This window comes from Saccharopolyspora sp. NPDC049357 (assembly GCF_040677225.1).
In the GTDB taxonomy this organism is placed as follows: Bacteria; Actinomycetota; Actinomycetes; order Mycobacteriales; family Pseudonocardiaceae; genus Saccharopolyspora.
The window spans coordinates 56,387-73,844 of record NZ_JBFAQJ010000023.1 but is presented as its reverse complement, the minus strand read 5'-3'; the positions used below and the strand labels follow the sequence as shown (position 1 = coordinate 73,844).

Below are 17,458 nucleotides of genomic sequence, written 5' to 3'. Positions count from 1 at the left end.
TGCCCGCGATGAACACCGACTGGAAGCTCACCACTCCGCCTGAATCCGCAGTGCGCGTGGACACCGAAGTTCTCGCCATGCGCGCCCCTCTGGTGCGGGTCCACCGCGACGATGAGGGCACCTGGTCCTTCGAGGGCCCGAGCGCCACGGGTCGGGAGTCCAAGCAGACCAAGCTGCAGGCCGTCGTCGGCGCCTGGCCGCACGTGGCGGCGCTGTCCGAGCTCGACGCCGGGACCGCCGTCATCTGGTCCTGGCGGCAGCACGGCTGGGCCGCTGAGTTCGTGTGCGAATGCGGCAGCTGCGAGGAACCGGTTGCCGGCGACATCGATCGCCAGAGCTGGCCCTCGGAACTCCAGCCGCACACGATCATCAGCGTCGAGCAGGTCGCGCTGTCCGGGCAGCGTCCGCTCACCGACATCATCAGCACCCCGGGCGGCATCGCGATGCTCGGCCCCGGCGATCACCGCCGCACGGTCGACCTGATGACCCCGGTGGCGCTGGCCAACGTCATCCGCCGCTGGCCGCACACGGTCCAGGCCATGCGAGTCCTCCAAGAGGGCCGCGGAATGCGCTGGAACCCCGACGGCCTCAACTGGCACGAATACGCCATCGCCTGACTTTTTCAGGTCGCGACCGCGCCGTTTCAGGTCTGGGACTCAGCCCGCACCGCCGCGGGTTCTCAGCGGTTCTCTGGGGAGGACGCCGCGACGCCGATGCCTACCCCTGGGGTAAGCGGAAGACATCAGGAGTGGCGCCCGGCCCCAGGGGACCGCTGAGGTTCCGCCACTCGCACCGCCAAGCAAGCCGGGTAAAACGTTAACTCGTTTTCAGGCGTTCTCGGTGAGCTGCGGGTGGTCCAGGAGTCGCGAGTAGAGGACTTCCAGCAGCCAACGCCCGAACATCGATGAGCCGAATTCCGCGGCGCGGTTCTCCGGCGGGATGACGAGCTCGCCGGAATCGTCGGGACCGGTCATGACGACACCGGCGCCGTAGTAGTCCAGCTCCAGCATGGACAGCGCGTCATACCGCTGCTGACCGGGCAGGACCACCGCGCACGGAGCGAGGGACAGCAGCATCCCGCAGGCGCGCAGCGCGCGGGACGGCTTGGAGACCGGAACGAGAATTCCGATCAGGTCGACCGCGGCCACCGGCAGCTGGTCGTGGTGCTCGGGTTCCGACCACGCCTTGAACCACGCCGGGTTGAGCTCGGGCTCCCAGCCGTGGTGCAGGCGCCATTCGTGGACGTCCGGCCGGATGCGGGCGACCGCGGTGAACCGGGTGCCGAGAACATCCACATCCGGTACTAATCTCCCGTCCCAACCGAGAGCGCGGGCCGCGTGCTGAAGCTGCTGCACCGTCGCATCGTAAACGCCCGGACCCCGATTTCGGGAAGGTGTTTCCCCAATGATTCGCCACAATTCCGGGCGGCCATCTTCCGCGTGCGCGGAGCGGTTACTGTTCAACGCCGTGAGTGGTCACAACGTCGGGGAGCACGACTCATGAATCGAGGTCCCAGCCAGCTGTTCGGCAGGCACAACGCCGAGGAAGAGCTGAGCACCAGGCCCGATCACGCACTCGTCGGTGTCATCCGGATGCCGGGCACCGTGACGAGCCCTGTGCGCTCCATCATCCGCCGCATCCTCGGCGCCTTGGTGGCGCTGGCCGCCACGGTCGCCATCGTCTACATCGGCCGGGACGGGTACCGGGATTCGGCGGGCGGCGAGCTCAGCGTGCTCGACGTCATCTACTACGCCACGGTGTCGCTGTCGACGACCGGTTACGGCGACATCACCCCGGTCAGCGACCGGGCGCGGCTGGTGAACGTGCTCGTCATCACTCCGCTTCGCGTGCTGTTCCTGATCGTCCTGGTCGGTACGACACTGGAAGTGCTCACCGAGCGCTCGCGGCAAGCTTTCAAGATCCAACGCTGGAGGTCCAAGGTGCGCGACCACGTGGTCGTCATCGGATACGGAACCAAGGGCCGTTCCGCGGTCACCGCACTGCTCGGCGAGGGTGCCGACCCGGGCCGCATCGTGGTGGTCGACACCGACCGCGCGTCGCTGGAGTCGGCGTCCGCGCAGGGCCTGGTGACGGTCAACGGTTCCGGTACCCGCTCGGACGTGCTGCGCGTGGCGGGCCTGCCGCGCGCCCGCGCGATCGTGATCGCCCCCGCCCGCGACGACACGGCGGTCCTGGTGACCCTGACCGCGCGCGAGCTGGCCCCGAAGGCGCAGATCGTCGCGGCGGTCCGGGAGGCGGAGAACGTGCACCTGCTGCGCCAGTCGGGCGCGGATTCGGTGGTGGTCTCCAGCGAGACGGCGGGCCGCCTGCTGGGCATGGCGACGTCGACGCCGTCGGTGGTGGAGATGTTCGAGGACCTGCTCAGCCCCGAGGTGGGTCTGGCGATCGCCGAGCGCGAGGTGGAGCGCCAGGAGGTCGGCGGTTCACCGCGGCACCTGACCGACATCGTGCTGGGCGTGGTCCGCGACGGAGAGCTCTACCGGGTGGACGCTCCGGAAGCGGACGCGATCGAGGCCGGCGACCGGCTGCTCTACGTGCGGAAAGTGACGCCGCCGCAAACGTGACCTTCTCACAACGGGTCTCGGGCACTTCCGCTTCGAGGTTTCTGGGACTATCGGTGTCGTGGGAAGCACGCGAGGTTCGGCCTCGGTGGCGTCGATCCTGCTCGTCCTGGGCGTTCTCGGCGTTGTGGTGGCCGGCGTGACGGTCGGGCCGCTGGTCGCGGCATCCGGGCAGCCGCAGGTCGCCGAGCGCCGAGCGGAGGCGGTCGTCGTCGAGCCGCGCCCGTGCGGGCCGCGCGCGGCCGGCGACGTGGTCGAGGTGCAGATCGACGGCGAGACCCGCCGCGCCACCTTCGACGGTTGCGGCCACACCCGAGGCCAGCGCCTGGAGGTGATGGTCCCGGCCCGCGCATCGGGTGATCTGCGGGTCACGCCCGTGAAGACCCAGCAGTCCGAACTGGAAGCGCTCGCGTGGCGCACCAACATCGTGCTGATCACCTTGGCCGCGGTCGCAGGCGGAGGCTACGGAGTCCTCCTGGGCCGCCGCTGAGCTCGGCGGTGCGAGCGCACACCTGAAACGGCCGCTGCCGCCGCATTCCTCAACCGCTAATCCACGTCGCTCGGCGGTGAGAGCCACGTGTTGCACTGGGTGATCTCGTTCTTGCTGAATCCCTGATCGACCCAGGTCGAGTTGGTCTGGATGCTGCCGTGGTCGTCGACGTCGCTGTTCTCGTCGCCGCGCGCGGCGGAGTCGCGCAGCGCTGGGAAGATCAGGTCGTTGCTCACGCCGCCGTTCTGCAGCGCGGCGAGGCTCATCCCCTCGAAGCAGGTGGCTTGCAGCTCGGAGCGCCGGGTGAGTTCGAGACCGGCCTCGGTTTCGGCTCCGGCGGTGGCCGACGCGCTGCCGTAGGCCGCGTTGATGCCGGAAAGCCGTTGCAGCGCATGGCCGAACTCGTGCGCGAACTGCCCGAGGAACACGCCTGCCTCGCTCCTGCCCTCGATCTCGGAGTAGTAGCGCGCGGTCATGTAGATGGTGTTGTCCTGCGGGCAGTACAGCGCCGTCTGGTCCCAGGTCCGCAACCCGCAGGGCGTGTCGACGTCGTCTCCGGTGGTGACGACCCTCGGTGCGTCGGTGGGCAGGTCGGCCTCTTCCAGCGCCGGTTCCCACGCCTGCATCAGGCAGGGCAGCGCGGCCTGGTAGAAGGCGTCCTGCGAGGCCACGTCGGTGGAGAACTCCGGGAGCGAGCACGGCGTGGTGACGGCACCGTTCCCGTCGATGTTGATCGGGTTGTCCCCGAGCTTCGGCACGGGCTGCTCGGTCCCGGATTCCTCGGAGGTGGAGGTCTCCTCGGAAGTGCTCGTCGCCGTGGTGGTTTCGCTCGTGGCGGTGGTCGTGGCCGCCGCGATGGGCGCCTCCACCGGTTCCTCGGCCTTGTCGGCGGACACGGAAGCGGCCACGACCCCCACGGTCCCGATACCGAACAACGCCACGGCCGCCAGCACGAGCCCGACGACGAGCCCGGTGTTGTTCCGCTGCGGCGGCTGCTGCGCGAACTGTGGAACCCGAGGAATGGGTCCGGTCGGCTGCTCCTCGAAGGGCACCCACGACGCGTGCCCGTGGCCGACCGGCCCTTGCCCAGGCCGGGGTGTTCGCCCAGGTGGGGAAGGCTGCTGCCAGTGAGGGGGCTGCCACTGCGGAGGCACGGGAGGTGTCATGCCCGGAACCCCGTGGGCCACCGCCGTGAGTCCTCAGCCACCCCGCCCAACCGCCAAGCCTTCATCCCACCGACTTCCACCAGATCCACAACGGCCCCAAACCCTAACCCCACGAACGACCCACCAGACCAGGAACACCCGAACCCGCACCCCCACCAGCCCGAGGCGACGACCGGCAGTTCTGGCCCGAACCGACCACGATCAAAGTCCGCTATGCCCGGACAATTCAGACCAGAACCGCCCGCTGCCAGGGCTGCTGCGGGTTCGGCGGACTCAGTAGTCCCACGTGTGTTCGTGGTGGTCTTGGCGGTTTGCGATGGCTGTGCATTCGGAGCAGCGTTCGGTGATGGTCTTGCTCAGGGGTTCTCGGGGCCACGGGGTGGACGTGGGAATGAGAATCCACGTTTCGCACAGAGCGGGAACCCAAGCGCCGGTATATACCGAACCGGGGAGTGTCGTCATCGCATGACGAATCTTGAAACCTGAGCCGACGATCCAGAACACATCTGCGCGCTCGCGACGGAACACGTCGAAAACCATCCCTTTGAGTCCTTTGCTTCCAAAGCCGTGGAACCGGAATGGGATGGGAAGTTAAGTTCGTTTCGGCAGTTCATCCACCCGTGAAACGTTTCCCCGGGAACCGAAGCAGTGAAACGGAATTCGAAACAGGGGAGCCGGTCACGAAGTACCCGGAGGTCAGGGTGTCGGCGAGGTCCCGCCTGTTTCGCGTCAACCTGGGCGCGGAGCTTCGAACCCTTCGCGAGCGCACGAAGATGTCCACCCGAACGGTGGCCGCGCGATTGGGCACCAGCCCGGCATGGGTGAGCAGAACCGAAACCGGCGCCCGCTTCCCGACACCGGACGAGGTCGGCGCGCTGTGCGAGCTCTACGGAGCGAAGGGGGAGATGCGCGACCTGCTGGTCGCCAAGGCCGAGTCCAACGACGGCACGACGATCAACCTGCCGTCAGGCGACAGGTACACCGACCAGCTCGCGAACATCATGCTGCTGGAGACCGAGGCGCGGCGGGTGACGGCCTGCGAAATCGCGCTGGTGCCAGGCCTGTTGCAGACGGCCGAATATGCGCGCCAGATGATTTCGACCATCGATCGCCCGCAGAGCGAGATCGAACGCCGGGTGGCCACCAGAATCGGGCGACAGGCAGTGCTGTCTCGGCCGAACGGTCCCGAACTGCGATTCTTGATCGACGAGTTCGTGCTTCGGCGTCTGATCGGTGGACCGAAGGTGATGCGCGCCCAGCTTCGGAAGATCGTGGCGGAGTCCGAATGGCCGAACGTTCGTGTGCGCGTGCTGCCGGCCTCGATGGGTGCTCATCCGGGATTGGATGGAACATTCGCCATCTACGAGTTCGCGGCGCTGGAGACCTACGTCTACCTGGAGAACAGGAAAGGCGGGATCTTCGTTACTGACGGCAACATCACGCAGCAGTATGTTGAGTCCCGCGACGCGCTGTGGGACACGGCGCTCGGGGAGGAAGAGTCGATCGAGCTGATCGACGCGCTGCAGAGGGGCTGAACGATGTCTGAGCTGGCCTGGCGGAAGAGCAGCCGGAGCGGATCCTCGACGAACTGCGTCGAGGTCGCGCAAGCCACCGACATGATCGCGCTCCGTGACTCCAAGGATCCGGAGGGTGGTCATCTTCGGGTGGGTGCGCACCAGTGGGGAGCCTTCCTGAAAAGCCTGAAAGACGGCCGTTTCCGCCCCGCCCAGTAGATGATCTTGGCGCTGTGACCTGGGTCGAAGCGTTCCTCCGGTCAAGTTTGTCCAGATTCCTCGGAACCGTTACGCGCGCGGGCGCGTCAAGCTAAAGTAACTACGGTTCATGGGGGATCACAGGGTCCGGAGGATCTGGGATGACTAGCGCAGAGGGTGGGTTCGCCGCCGCCAAAGAGGGTCTGAAGGCCGTCAGCGGCCAGACGCAGTGGATCAACTCGCAGGTCGGTGCGGGCAAGCTCGCTCTGAACCCTGAAGCGGCAGAGAAGGCCGCTAAGCACTGCGAAGAAGAAGTTCGCGAGCTCGCCAAGCTCCTGAGGAACGCGGCGGCGTTGAGGACCGTCAAGGGTCTGGGTGACTACGAGGATGGTCAGCAGCTCGCCAAGCGCTTTCAGGACAAGGCAACTGACCCCGACTCGGGCATTCTCAAGTTGATCCGTGACATGCAGGACGAGTTGACGAAGCAGGCGGAAGCATTTCGCGCTGCTGCCAAGGACTACCGTGCCGTCGACGAACAGAACGCTGACGACCTTAGGCGAGGGATGAAGTGAGCACGTTTTCCAGGTCCTTGTTCGCGACCGCAGCCGGCTTGGCGCTTTTCGGCCTGAGCGCTTGCGGCGGAACAAGCACTGGTGGTGGCCCCTCGGTGCAGCCACCCGCTCCGGGCGCGGCTCTTCAGAGCTTCGATCCGTGCACGTTCTTCACGCCTGAGGAGCTGACTTCGTTCGGCGTGGGGACCACCTCGCAAGACTTTACTCAGGTCAGCTTCCAACCGGGTTGCGAATGGGAAGGTGAGAAGCTGTCGATCGGACTGCAGAAGAACGCCAAGGACACCGTGCAAAGCCTTGGGCAGGGCGGTGGCTTCGACAAGTTCGAGCCGACGAACATCGCAGGTCGTGAAGCCGCGGAGATCATCGTTGGTGGAGGGACTGACCAGGGCGTATGCAACTACGCGGTGTCCGCTGGCGGCGGTTTCGTGATGTACCAGCTTTCCGGATTCATGCGTGATTCCGTTCCGGATCCGTGCGGCGAGCTTGAGAAGGTCGTTAACCAGACTGCTTCGAGATTGCCTCAGTGACGCAGGGGGAGTGATGGGGCTTTTCAGCACGCTGGACAATGCTGGCGGTCGTGTTTTCGGTTGGGAGACCGAAGCGGAGGAAAACCGCAAGGAACACTCCGCCGAAGCGGCGAAGATTGCTCAACAGCAACAGGCGCAGCTTGCTCAGCAGAATTCGGGCTTGAACGTCGGAGCCTACGACTCGCCTGGCATCAGCCAGTGCATCAACTGGGGTGGCCGCAGCCATGCGGACATTTACAAGACGAACCAGGAGTCGATTGACGAGGCCAGCGTCGCTGAGGTCGCGCGGGCGTGGACCAAGCTCGCTGAAGGTCTCCGCGAGCGCGGTGAGAGGTTCGCTCCGGAGCTCTCCAACATCGTTCGGGATGGGTGGCAGGGCGAAGCCGCTGACGCTGCTGCCGAGGTTGGAAAGCCTGCCTCCGACTGGATGAAGGCCAGTGCTGATGCTGTCGAGATGACTGGCAACAATCTCAGCACCGCGGGGGACGCCGCTGGTCAGTCGAAGAAGCTCGTCCCCCAGCCCGAGGGGTTCAGCTGGGGCGAGGCCGCTGCCAGCGCGATCCCCTTCGGTCTCGGCGGTGGCGGTGTCAACGCGCTCTCCCAGATGGAGGAGCAGGAGCAGGCTGAGAAGGCTGCTCAGGAGACGATGGGCCGGGTGTACAGCCCGACGTTGACCCAGGTCGACGCGAAGATGCCGCAGTACACCGCGCCCGACGGTTCGACCACCAATCCTCCGCCGGTTCCGCCCGGTGGTGGCACCGACTGGGGCAACGGCATGGGCAACGGGAGCAACGTTCCCGGTGGCTCGGGCGCTGGTTCCGGCTCGGGTGGTGGCTACTCCGGTAGCGGTCTGCCCGGTGGTTCCGGCAGCGGACTCCCCGGTGGCGGCTACTCCGGCGGTGCTCACCCGGGCGGGACCAGTCCTGCCGGAACCGGTGCTGCCTGGGCGAATCCGCCGGGTGGCGCGAACGTTCCCAGCGGTCTGCCCGGGGGCGGCCCGGGTGGCGGTTCTGGGCCCGGTGGCGGCCTCGGTCTCGCCGCAGGTCTCGGTGCCGGAGCCGGTGCGGGTGGTGGCGTCGGTGGTGCGGGTGCCGGAGCTCGTGGTGCCGGAGCGGGCATGGGCGCAGGTGGCCGGGCCGGGGCCGGTGGTCTCGGCGCAGGTGCCGGGGCCGGTGCGGCCGGTGCGGGTGCCGGTGGTCGTGGTGCCGCTGGTCGCGGTGGCATGGGCGGCATGGGGGCCGGAGCCGGCCGACGCGGTGAGGGTTCCGAGGAAGACGAGCACGAGCGTCCTTCCTGGCTCGAAGAGCAGGACGACGTGTGGATGAACGACATGCCCAAGACGGCACCGCCGGTTCTCGGCGAGTGAGCGGGCTTTTCAACTGATTGAAGTGGTGACGCGATTTCCGTCGAAATCGCGTCACCACTTCAAGCCTTCCTTTTTTGCTTCCACGAGTGGGAGAAAGCTCAAGTGAGTGTGTTGGGTCGGTGGCAGTTGCCGCCGGTGCACCTGGACATCGTGCTCAAACACCTGCGGATCGACGGTCTCACGCTGCCGATCAGCACCCGGTCCTTCGGTCACACAGCCGAACAGTTCTCAGCCATCGGAAAAGCGGAACTGCCGATCATGGAGGCGAACGGCGTCGTCGCCGACGACGAAGTCGTGGCGCCGCTGGTCGACGCGCTGAAAACCCTCGCCACGCCCTACCTCTGGGTCGATTCGATGTGGTTCCCCGAGCCGGGGAGCGACCACTGCTGGCGCGCGGTCGCGGTGTTCACCGAGGGCAACAGGATCGTGCTCGGCGTGCAGGCACCCAGCGAAGATCCCCAGCGCGGCGGCCTGCTGACCGTCGAGGTGCACCAGAACGCGCCGCTGCCCGGAGTCGTGCTCGGCACCCTGCCGCCCGCCAAACCCGGCAGCTACGGCCCGATCCGCGTCCCGCACAGCTCGATGCAGGGCGATCAGGTCGAGGACTACGACCCGTCGACCATGATGGAGACCGCCACGCGCAGGCGCGGCAGCAGCGGTGACCAGCAGGTCGAGCTCTACGAGAAGATCGGCAAGGCGCAGCACGTGCGCATCGGCCAGATCGCCGCCAACATGCGCGACCAGCACGGTCGGCGGCGCCGGACCCCGGTGGTGTCGTGGTTCGACAACGCCGAACCCGACGGCCGTTACCTCAACCGGGTGGAACGCGCGAGCACCGGTGAACCGCTCTACGCGCTGCTGCCCGCGGACGCCGGTCTGATCGGGAACGAGATCAACTCGTTGATCAACCAGGTCCGCCAGGGCTGAGCCCCGTTCCGGCTGGTCGGTATGTCGCATTGAAGCAGGTCAACGGACTACTGAGGGTTGCTCCGGTTGCCGTCTCGCGCGGTGGCCGGAGTGTTGCGACACGCCGAAAGTTGTCGAAGGGGGCACACACAGGTTGACAGCCCGCACGTAGGCTGCATGACATGGTCGAACCCCAGCTGCATCGCGTCACCTTGCCCAACGGGCTGCGCGTGGTGTTGGCACCGGACTCGGCGGCGGGCCAAGCATCAGGTCAGGCCCCTGTGGTCGGTGTCAGCGTGCACTACGACGTGGGCTTCCGCTCCGAACCGGAAGGGCGCACCGGCTTCGCGCACCTGTTCGAGCACTTGATGTTCCAGGGCAGCGAGAGCCTCGAGAAACTCGCCCACTTCCGCCACGTGCAGGGCTCCGGCGGCACGTTCAACGGTTCGACGCACCAGGACTACACCGACTACTACCAGGTGCTGCCCTCGGCGGCCCTGGAGCGCGCGCTGTTCCTGGAAGCCGACCGGATGCGCGCCCCGAAGATCACCGAGGAGAACCTGGCCAACCAGGTGGACGTGGTCAAGGAGGAGATCCGGCTCAACGTCCTCAACCGCCCCTACGGCGGTTTCCCCTGGATCCTGCTGCCGCCGGTGCTCTACTCGACCTTCGCCAACGCGCACAACGGCTACGGCGACTTCACCGATCTCGAACGGGCCACCGTCGACGACTGCGCGGCCTTCTTCGACACCTTCTACTCGCCCGGCAACGCCGTGCTCACCGTCGCCGGTGACCTCGACGTCGACCGGACGATCAAGCTGATCGAGAAGCACTTCGGCGACGTTCCCGCCCGGCCGGTCCCGCAGCGGCCCTCCTTCGGCGAGCCGTTCCCGACCAGCGAGGTGCGCGGCAAGCACACCGACCCGCACGCGCCGCTGCCCGCCGTCGCCCTCGGCTACCGGCTGCCCGACCCGGTCGGTGAACTCGACGCCTACCTGGCCAACGTCGTGCTCTCGGCGATCCTGTCCGACGGTGACGCCTCGCGGCTCCAGCAGCGCCTGGTGCACTCCGAAGCGCTGGTCGTCGACGTCAGCGCGGGCACCGGCCTGATGGGCGCTCCGCTCGACGCGCGCGATCCGGACACCTTCACCTTCACCGCCATCCACACCCCCGACGTCGGGGTGGAGCGCGTGATCGGGGCGATCGACGAAGAGCTCGACAAGATCGCCTCCGACGGTCCCAGCGAAGAGGAACTGCACCGCGTCACGGCCCGGTGGGCGGCCAGCCTCCACCGGGAGCAGGACCGGGTCATCTCGCGGACGCTCGACCTCGGCAGCACCGAGCTGCTGCACGGCCGCGCCGAACTGATCTCGGAACTGCCCGACAAGATCGGCGAGGTTCGCGCCCAGGACGTCGCCGCGGCCGCCAAGGCGCTGCGCTCCGACGCCCGAGCCGTGCTGGAGATCGAACCCGCTGGTGACGAGAACGGAGGTGCGGCATGACCCGCGCAACGCACCGCAGCGCCGAGGAGATCGGCCGCACCGAGACGGGCCCGCGCCCGCTGCCGCCGCTGGGTGAGCCCCGCGTCGGAGTCCCGCCGGCAGGTGTCGACACCGTGCTGCCCAACGGGCTGCGCGTCATCGCCGTCCGCCACGGCCAGGTGCCGATGGTGGAGATGCGCCTGCGCATCCCGTTCGCCGGCGAGGCGGAGGAGCACCCGGCGCAGGCCGAGGTGCTGGCCGAAACCCTGCTGACCGGCACCGCGCGCCGCGACCGCGTCAAGATGGACACCGACCTGGCGGCCGTCGGCGGCGACCTGCACGCGGTGGTCGACCCCGAGCGGCTGAGCATCGCCGGAGACGCGCTGGCCAGCGGCCTGGACACGCTGCTCGACGTGCTCGCCGACGCGCTGACCGGCGCGACCTACGCCGACGACGAGGTCAACGCCGAGCGCGCGCGGCTGGTCGAGAGGATCGGCGTGGCACGCTCGCAGCCCCGGGTGATCGCCCGCGAAGAGCTCCAGCGCCACCGCTACGGCGACCACCCCTACGTCCGCGAGGTCCCGAAGGCCGAGGACGTCGCCGAGGTGACACCCGAGCAGGTCCGCGCGCTGCACAGCGCCGCCGTGCTGCCGCGCGGCTCGGTGCTGGTCCTGGTCGGCGACATCGACCCCGACGCCGTGATCGGCGAGGTCGAGCGGGCCCTGGCCGGCTGGAAGTCCGAGGACTCGGCCCGCGAGATGCCCGCCCTGCCGCTGGTCACCGGCGGCGACGTGCGGCTGGTGCACCGTCCCGGTGCCGTCCAGTCGCAGCTGCGGTTCTCCGCGCAGGCGCTGGCCCGCACCGACGAGCGCTACCCGGCGCTGCAGATCGCGAACCTGGTCTTCGGCGGCTACTTCTCCTCGCGACTGGTGGAGAACATCCGCGAGGACAAGGGCTACACCTACGGCGCGCACTCGTCCTTCGAGTTCACCAAGGGCAACGGCACGCTGCTCGTCGACGCCGACACGGCCAGCGAGGTCACCGCGGCCGCCCTGCTGGAGACCCGCTACGAGCTGGCCCGGATGGCGCTGGTGCCGCCGTCGGAGTCCGAGGTCGAGTCCGCGCGGCAGTACGCGATCGGCGGGCTGCTGACCTCGACCGCCTCGCAGTCCGGCCTGGCCTCGACGCTGTCCGCGCTGGCGGCGGCGGGACTGGACCAGAACTGGCTGACCGCGCACGCTGAGCGGCTGCGCGACGTCACCGTCGAGCAGGTCGCCGAGGCCGCCAAGCTGTTCGCGCCGTCGGAGTTCACCGGCGTCGTCGTCGGTGACGCCGACAAGCTGGCGGACGAGCTGCGGCTGCTGGGCGGCGTGGAGCTGCCATGACCCGGTTACCGGATGGAGCGCAAGAATGACCTGCGAAGTGTTCGCCGGTGCGGGCTTTCAGCTCGACTCCCCGCCGCTCCTCTCGCGGTCCACTGTGGACCGGCGGGAGGAGCTGCGGGAATCCCTGGACGGCGGCGCGAAGCTGTGGCACACCGGCAAGGTCGTGCTCGTCGACGCCAAGGGACGCACGCAGATCGGCGAGGACTCCCGGCTGATCGTGCAACCCGCCGTCGACTTCGGTGACCGCCCGTCGCCGAACGCGGTGCTGCTCGGCGTCGAGGACGACGTCAGCTACTGGGCGCTGCGCACCGACCACGACGGTGCGCAGGAGGGCTGGCGGGACCTGCGTTCCGGCGGCGCGCTGCTCAACGACACCGACGCCGGACTGCTCACCACGGCAGTCGGCCTGCTCGGCTGGCACGACAGCGCCCGCTACTGCGCGGTCTGCGGCGCGGCGACCACCCGCGTCCGCGTCGGCTGGGCGCGGCGCTGCTCCGGCTGCGACCGCGAGGAGTACCCGCGCACCGATCCGGCGGTGATCTGCCTGGTCAGCGACGGCGAGGACCACGTCCTGCTGGCCCGCCAGCCGATCTGGCCGCAGTACCGCTTCTCGGTGCTCGCCGGGTTCGTCGAGGTCGGCGAGTCCCTGGAAGCCTGCGTCGCGCGCGAGATCCAGGAAGAGGTCGGCGTCGAGGTCTCCGGCATCCGGTACCTCGGCAGCCAGCCGTGGCCGTTCCCGCGTTCGCTGATGCTCGGCTTCGCCGCCGTCGCCGATCGCGACGCGCCGCTGGTGCCCGCCGACGGCGAGATCGAGGAAGCGCGCTGGGTCCACCGGGACACGATCCTCGCGGCCCTCGACGCCGCGGGCGAACCGGTGGACGGCCTCCGCCTCCCACCGGGCGTCTCCATCGCCTACCGAATGATCAAGGGCTGGGCCACCTCCAAGCCCTGACACCCGCCCCACCCAGGGGGATTCGAATTTCGCGCGAAATTTGAGCCCGAACTTTCCGGCTCGAATTTCGCGCGAAATTCGAATCCGTCCCCGGGGTCGGGCATGTCCGCGCTGGTCAAGATCGTGGGGACGCGATCTGGGCGACACACGGTGGTGGGTATCGCCTGACCGGTGTCGGGGGTCTGCGAGGATGCCTGCATGGCCGATCAACCGCGTCTCCTGGAAGGTTTGGACCCGGAGCAGCGGCAGGCCGTCATCGCACCGCGCGGACCCGTGTGCGTCCTGGCCGGTGCGGGAACGGGGAAGACCCGGACCATCACCCACCGCATCGCCCACCTCGTCCAGCGCGGGCTGGTGACGCCCCGGCAGATCCTGGCCGTGACCTTCACGGCGCGCGCCGCGGGCGAGATGCGCACCAGGTTGCGGGAGCTCGGAGCCGCGGGGGTGCAGGCCCAGACCTTCCACGCGGCGGCTTTCCGACAGCTCCGCTACTTCTGGCCGCGCGTCCACGACGCCCAGATGTGGCAGCTCACCGAAAACAAGTTCCGCCTGGTCATGCAGGCAGCGAACCGCCTGGGGCTGTCCACCGAGCGGGAGGACGTGCGCGACCTCGCCAGCGAGATCGAGTGGTCGAAGTCCTCGCTGATCAGCCCCGAGCAGTACCCGGCGGCCGCGCAGCAGGCCGGTCGCGAGACGCCGATCCTGCCCGAGCTGATCGCCAAGGCCTTCGCCGGCTACGAGAAGCTCAAGAGCGGCGCGCAGCTGCTCGACTTCGACGACCTGCTGCTGCACATCGCCGCGATCCTGGAGGACCGCGAGGACATCGCCGAGGAGTTCCGCAGCCAGTACCGGTCCTTCGTCGTCGACGAGTACCAGGACGTCAACCCGCTGCAGGCGCGCGTCCTCGACGCCTGGGTCGGCAACCGCGACGACCTGACGGTGGTCGGCGACGCCAACCAGACCATCTACTCCTTCGCGGGCGCCTCCCCGAAGTGGCTGATCAACTTCCCGCGCAAGTACCCCGAGGCGACCGTGGTGCGCCTCGAACGCGACTACCGGTCGACTCCGCAGGTCGTGGACTTGGCCAACCAGGTCATCGGCGCAGCGCGGGAACGCCCGGCCGGCACCCGCCTGAAGCTGGTCGGCCAGCGCCCGGACGGTCCGCGCCCGGACTTCGCCGAGTACGACGACGAGACAGACGAGGCCGACGCCATCGCGCGCAAGATCGCGCAGCTGGCCAAGCGCGGCGTGCCGCTGTCGGAGATCGCGATCCTGTTCCGCGTCAACGCCCAGTCCGAGGTCTACGAGAAGGCGCTGTCCGACGCCGAGATCCCGTACCAGGTGCGCGGCGGGGAGCGGTTCTTCGCGCGCGCCGAGATCCGCCAGGCCATGGCCACCCTGCGCACCGCGATCGCCCGCGACACCACCGCCGAGGACCTGCCGGGAACCGTGCGCGAACTCCTCGTCGAGGTGGGCCTGACCGACGAACCACCGGCGGGCGGGTCCGCCCGCGAGCGGTGGGAATCGCTGATCGCCCTGGTCGAGCTCGCCGAAGGGCTCGTCGCCGCGGTCCCCGACGCCGACCTGCGCCGCTACGTCGCCGAGCTCGACGCCCGCGCCGAGGCGCAGCACCCGCCGACCGTCGAGGGCGTCACGCTCGCCTCGCTGCACGCGGCCAAGGGGCTGGAGTGGGACGCGGTGTTCCTCGCCGGCCTGGTCGAGGGAACCCTGCCGATCCAGCACGCCGACACCGACGCGGCGGTGGAGGAGGAGCGCCGGCTGCTCTACGTCGGCGTCACCCGCGCCCGCGAGCACCTGCACCTGTCCTGGGCGCTGGCTCGCGCCGGGGGACGCCGGTTCCGGCGCCGCAGCCGGTTCGTCTACAACCTCGTGCCCGACGGTCATCCGGCGGCGCTGCCCAGCAAGGCCAAGCAGCCGCAGCCGCCCGCCCGGCAGGCCGCGACGATCAAACCGCAGTGCCGGGTGTGCTCGTCGACGCTGGTCAGCACCATGGACATCAAGCTCGGGCGCTGCTCGGACTGCCCGTCCGACGTCGACGAGAACCTGCTCGAACAGCTCAAGGCGTGGCGCAGCGAGCGCGCGCGGCAGCTCAAGGTGCCCGCCTACGTGGTGTTCACCGACGCGACGCTGACCGCGATCGCCGAGCAGCGGCCCGCCGATGAGTCCGCGTTGGTCGGGATCTCCGGGATCGGCGCGACCAAGATCCAGAAATTCGGCGGAGACGTTCTCGCCTTGATCAATCGGGTGAACTAGCAAAACCGCAGGTCAAAAATATGTTGCGGGTTGTACCTCGCGGCACATAACCTCGTAGACACGCGCGGGCCAAGTTGTCCCGCATTCGCCGACGGAGACCGAGAAGGAGGTGGGGACAGTGAAGATCTTCGAGACCACGTACGCCCCGCACTCCTTCATGGCCGGGGTTGTTTCGCTGCTCTCGGGCACTTTTGTGCTCGCCGCCGCCATTGCCAATGATCTGCGCGCCGAAAAGCCGCGTGGCTACGGCTTTGTCCCGGCGACCCTGCAGCACCCGCGCAGGTCGGTCCGTTGGTCTTTCCTGGATCCGCTGATCTAGGAGAGCCCCCAGGCTTCTCAGAAGGCCGCGGACCTGCACAACGGGTCCGCGGCCTTTTTGTGTTCCTGGTTGATCCACAACCACAACCACATCCATCCACAACCACAAGTCGCCTGCCATCGACTACTGGAGGAAGTCGTATGTTCACCGCGAGTGTGCCGATACCCGAGTCGGCCGTGGACTCGCAGTTCGAGCCCGAACAACCCACGGGCTCATCGCTGCAACGCCGCTTGCCCTGCCGCCGGGACCCGGACCTGTGGTTCGCCGAGAACCCGTCCGACCTGGAGCAGGCCAAGGTCCTGTGCAGCGACTGCCCGATCAAGACCGAGTGCCTGGCCGGCGCGCTGGATCGCTGCGAACCCTGGGGGGTCTGGGGCGGCGAGATCTTCGAACGCGGCGAGGTCGTCGCGCGCAAGCGCAGGCGCGGTCGTCCGCGCAAGCACCCACGTCCGGGAGAAGTCGAACCCCGCAAGCAGGAGCGAGCAGCATGACCAACACCACTGGACTGATCCACCCGAACAACGCGGAGATGCGCATGTACCCGACCGAGGAGCTGATGCGGATACATAGGAAGGAGATGATGGCCGAGGCCGAGCGACAACGTGAAGTTCGCTCGATGTCGGCCGGTCGCGGATGGCGGGCGATCGCGCGCTACGCGACGAGAAGAGCCGAATCCGCTGAGCAGCGCTGAACTCCGTGATCGCGCGCTCGCGGATGCCGCGTCGGCCGTCGCATTCCGCGGCGGCCGACGCATTCTTGCCGAACCGGCAAACCGACGTGCGTGTTTCACGGTGTCAGGTCTAGTGTTTCGGCTCGTGGGAGCACATTCGCATTCGCACGACAACATCGACTGGGACGCGCACCTGCAGCGCCTGCGCGCGGCCGACGACTTCATCGCACCGGACATCACCGAGGTGGTCGCCAAGCTGCTGCGGCCCGAGGACCGCTCGGCGATCGAGATCGGAGCCGGTGCCGGCGGAACGGCGGCGATCCTCGCGAAGGGCCTGGCGCGCAACGGTGACGAGCCGCAGCTGACCATCGTCGACACCGCCGAACAGCTGCTGGCGGCGGCGGGGGAGCGGGCGTCGGAGGCCGCCGAGGGCGTCACCGTCCGCACCGTGCGGGCCGATGCCGCCGCCGACACGCTGGCCGAGGAGATCACCGGAGCCGGTGCTCCACCGCAGGCCGACCTCGTCTACGCGGCGTTCGTCGTGCACCACCTGCCCGACCAGCTCGCCGGTCTGCGCAGGTTGGCAGGGCTCGTGAAACCCGGCGGGCGGCTGGCGGTCGTCGAATTCGGCCTGCAGACCAGGGTTCTGCCCGCCGACATCGGCATCGGCGGACCCGGCCTGGAAACCAGGCTGATCAGCGCGAGCGAGCAGTGGTTCCAGCAGATGCGGACCGAGATGGACGACTCGGTCCGGCTGCCGATGGGCTGGCCGAAGGCCATGGGCGAGGCCGGGCTCGTGGAGGCCACCTCGTTCAGCTACCTCATCGACCGCCCCGCGCCGTTGGACGAGTCCGGACGGGCCGCTGCGCTGCGCCAGCTGTCCATGCTCCGCCGCGACGCCGAGGAACGGCTCGCGGCCGAGGACGTTTCGGCGCTGGACCAGCTGCTGGATCCCGACGGCGAGCACTACGCGGGGAACCGGGAGGATCTCTACTACCTCAGCGCCAACACCGTCCACGTCGGCACCAAACCTGCCTGACGAGCTACTGACCTGCA

20 protein-coding genes are annotated in these 17,458 nt (G+C 68.4%); 17 read left to right on the top strand and 3 right to left on the bottom strand.

Going from position 1 to position 17,458, the window contains the following annotated elements; translation table 11 throughout:
* Window positions 1-8 precede the first annotated feature (8 nt).
* Window positions 9-617 (top strand): hypothetical protein, encoded by a 609-nt coding sequence (locus tag AB0J91_RS19970; RefSeq protein ID WP_363870854.1) that lies wholly within the window; start codon window positions 9-11, stop codon window positions 615-617.
* Window positions 618-827: 210 nt separating this feature from the next.
* Here AB0J91_RS19970 and AB0J91_RS19965 read toward each other — a convergent pair whose 3' ends face one another.
* Window positions 828-1,355 (bottom strand): hypothetical protein, encoded by a 528-nt coding sequence (locus tag AB0J91_RS19965; RefSeq protein ID WP_363789553.1) that lies wholly within the window; start codon window positions 1,353-1,355, stop codon window positions 828-830.
* A gap of 144 nt (window positions 1,356-1,499) precedes the next feature.
* On the opposite strand from AB0J91_RS19965, the gene AB0J91_RS19960 reads away from it, so the two are divergent.
* Complete coding sequence (locus AB0J91_RS19960) at window positions 1,500-2,585, top strand: potassium channel family protein (RefSeq protein ID WP_363789554.1); 1,086 nt, start codon at window positions 1,500-1,502, stop codon at window positions 2,583-2,585.
* Between the two features lie 58 nt (window positions 2,586-2,643).
* Window positions 2,644-3,072 carry a hypothetical protein gene (locus AB0J91_RS19955; protein WP_363789555.1) on the top strand — a complete coding sequence of 143 codons (429 nt, stop codon included), beginning with the start codon at window positions 2,644-2,646 and terminating at the stop codon, window positions 3,070-3,072.
* A 56-nt stretch (window positions 3,073-3,128) separates the two neighbouring features.
* Here the strand turns inward: AB0J91_RS19955 and AB0J91_RS19950 are convergent, their stop codons facing one another.
* Together AB0J91_RS19950 and AB0J91_RS19945 are read right to left on the bottom strand one after the other, a co-directional pair.
* The gene (locus tag AB0J91_RS19950; protein WP_363870851.1) at window positions 3,129-4,124 is read right to left on the bottom strand and encodes a neutral zinc metallopeptidase; all 996 of its coding nucleotides are present in this window, start codon (window positions 4,122-4,124) and stop codon (window positions 3,129-3,131) included.
* A 387-nt stretch (window positions 4,125-4,511) separates the two neighbouring features.
* The gene (locus AB0J91_RS19945; RefSeq protein WP_363870848.1) at window positions 4,512-4,778 is read right to left on the bottom strand and encodes a hypothetical protein; all 267 of its coding nucleotides are present in this window, start codon (window positions 4,776-4,778) and stop codon (window positions 4,512-4,514) included.
* 38 nt (window positions 4,779-4,816) lie between these two features.
* Here AB0J91_RS19945 and AB0J91_RS19940 point away from each other — a divergent pair, with 38 nt between their 5' ends.
* The 14 genes from AB0J91_RS19940 (at window position 4,817) to AB0J91_RS19875 (ending at window position 17,441) form a co-directional block, all read left to right on the top strand.
* Entirely contained in the window at window positions 4,817-5,773 is a 957-nt protein-coding gene (locus AB0J91_RS19940) for a helix-turn-helix transcriptional regulator (RefSeq protein WP_363870845.1), read from the top strand.
* 3 nt (window positions 5,774-5,776) lie between these two features.
* Window positions 5,777-5,971 carry a DUF397 domain-containing protein gene (locus AB0J91_RS19935; protein ID WP_363870842.1) on the top strand — a complete coding sequence of 65 codons (195 nt, stop codon included), beginning with the start codon at window positions 5,777-5,779 and terminating at the stop codon, window positions 5,969-5,971.
* 140 nt (window positions 5,972-6,111) lie between these two features.
* Window positions 6,112-6,522, top strand: coding sequence for a hypothetical protein (locus tag AB0J91_RS19930; protein WP_132672933.1), 411 nt, complete (start codon window positions 6,112-6,114; stop codon window positions 6,520-6,522).
* Window positions 6,519-7,049 (top strand): DUF3558 domain-containing protein, encoded by a 531-nt coding sequence (locus AB0J91_RS19925; protein WP_363870839.1) that lies wholly within the window; start codon window positions 6,519-6,521, stop codon window positions 7,047-7,049. The genes AB0J91_RS19930 and AB0J91_RS19925 overlap by 4 nt, the downstream gene beginning before the upstream one ends.
* A 13-nt stretch (window positions 7,050-7,062) precedes the next feature.
* Window positions 7,063-8,415, top strand: coding sequence for a PPE domain-containing protein (locus AB0J91_RS19920; protein WP_363870836.1), 1,353 nt, complete (start codon window positions 7,063-7,065; stop codon window positions 8,413-8,415).
* 102 nt (window positions 8,416-8,517) lie between these two features.
* A complete protein-coding gene (locus tag AB0J91_RS19915; RefSeq protein ID WP_363870833.1) occupies window positions 8,518-9,342 on the top strand; it encodes an ESX secretion-associated protein EspG in 825 nt (274 codons plus the stop codon).
* A gap of 161 nt (window positions 9,343-9,503) precedes the next feature.
* Window positions 9,504-10,823, top strand: a complete 1,320-nt coding sequence (locus AB0J91_RS19910; RefSeq protein ID WP_363789568.1) for a pitrilysin family protein — start codon at window positions 9,504-9,506, stop codon at window positions 10,821-10,823.
* Window positions 10,820-12,187, top strand: coding sequence for a pitrilysin family protein (locus AB0J91_RS19905; RefSeq protein ID WP_363789569.1), 1,368 nt, complete (start codon window positions 10,820-10,822; stop codon window positions 12,185-12,187). Before AB0J91_RS19910 ends, AB0J91_RS19905 begins: the two co-directional genes overlap by 4 nt.
* Window positions 12,188-12,212: 25 nt before the next feature.
* On the top strand, window positions 12,213-13,139 hold the full coding sequence (nudC, locus tag AB0J91_RS19900) for an NAD(+) diphosphatase (RefSeq protein WP_363870830.1): 927 nt from the start codon (window positions 12,213-12,215) through the stop codon (window positions 13,137-13,139).
* 198 nt (window positions 13,140-13,337) lie between these two features.
* On the top strand, window positions 13,338-15,413 hold the full coding sequence (locus AB0J91_RS19895) for an ATP-dependent DNA helicase UvrD2 (RefSeq protein WP_363870827.1): 2,076 nt from the start codon (window positions 13,338-13,340) through the stop codon (window positions 15,411-15,413).
* Between the two features lie 118 nt (window positions 15,414-15,531).
* Entirely contained in the window at window positions 15,532-15,732 is a 201-nt protein-coding gene (locus AB0J91_RS19890) for a hypothetical protein (protein ID WP_363789572.1), read from the top strand.
* A 140-nt stretch (window positions 15,733-15,872) separates the two neighbouring features.
* Window positions 15,873-16,223 carry a WhiB family transcriptional regulator gene (locus AB0J91_RS19885; protein WP_363789573.1) on the top strand — a complete coding sequence of 117 codons (351 nt, stop codon included), beginning with the start codon at window positions 15,873-15,875 and terminating at the stop codon, window positions 16,221-16,223.
* Window positions 16,220-16,423: a hypothetical protein gene (locus AB0J91_RS19880; protein WP_363870824.1), complete on the top strand. Its 204-nt coding sequence runs from the start codon at window positions 16,220-16,222 to the stop codon at window positions 16,421-16,423. Before AB0J91_RS19885 ends, AB0J91_RS19880 begins: the two co-directional genes overlap by 4 nt.
* Before the next feature lie 124 nt (window positions 16,424-16,547).
* A complete protein-coding gene (locus AB0J91_RS19875) occupies window positions 16,548-17,441 on the top strand; it encodes a class I SAM-dependent methyltransferase (RefSeq protein WP_363870821.1) in 894 nt (297 codons plus the stop codon).
* Window positions 17,442-17,458: the final 17 nt, after the last annotated feature.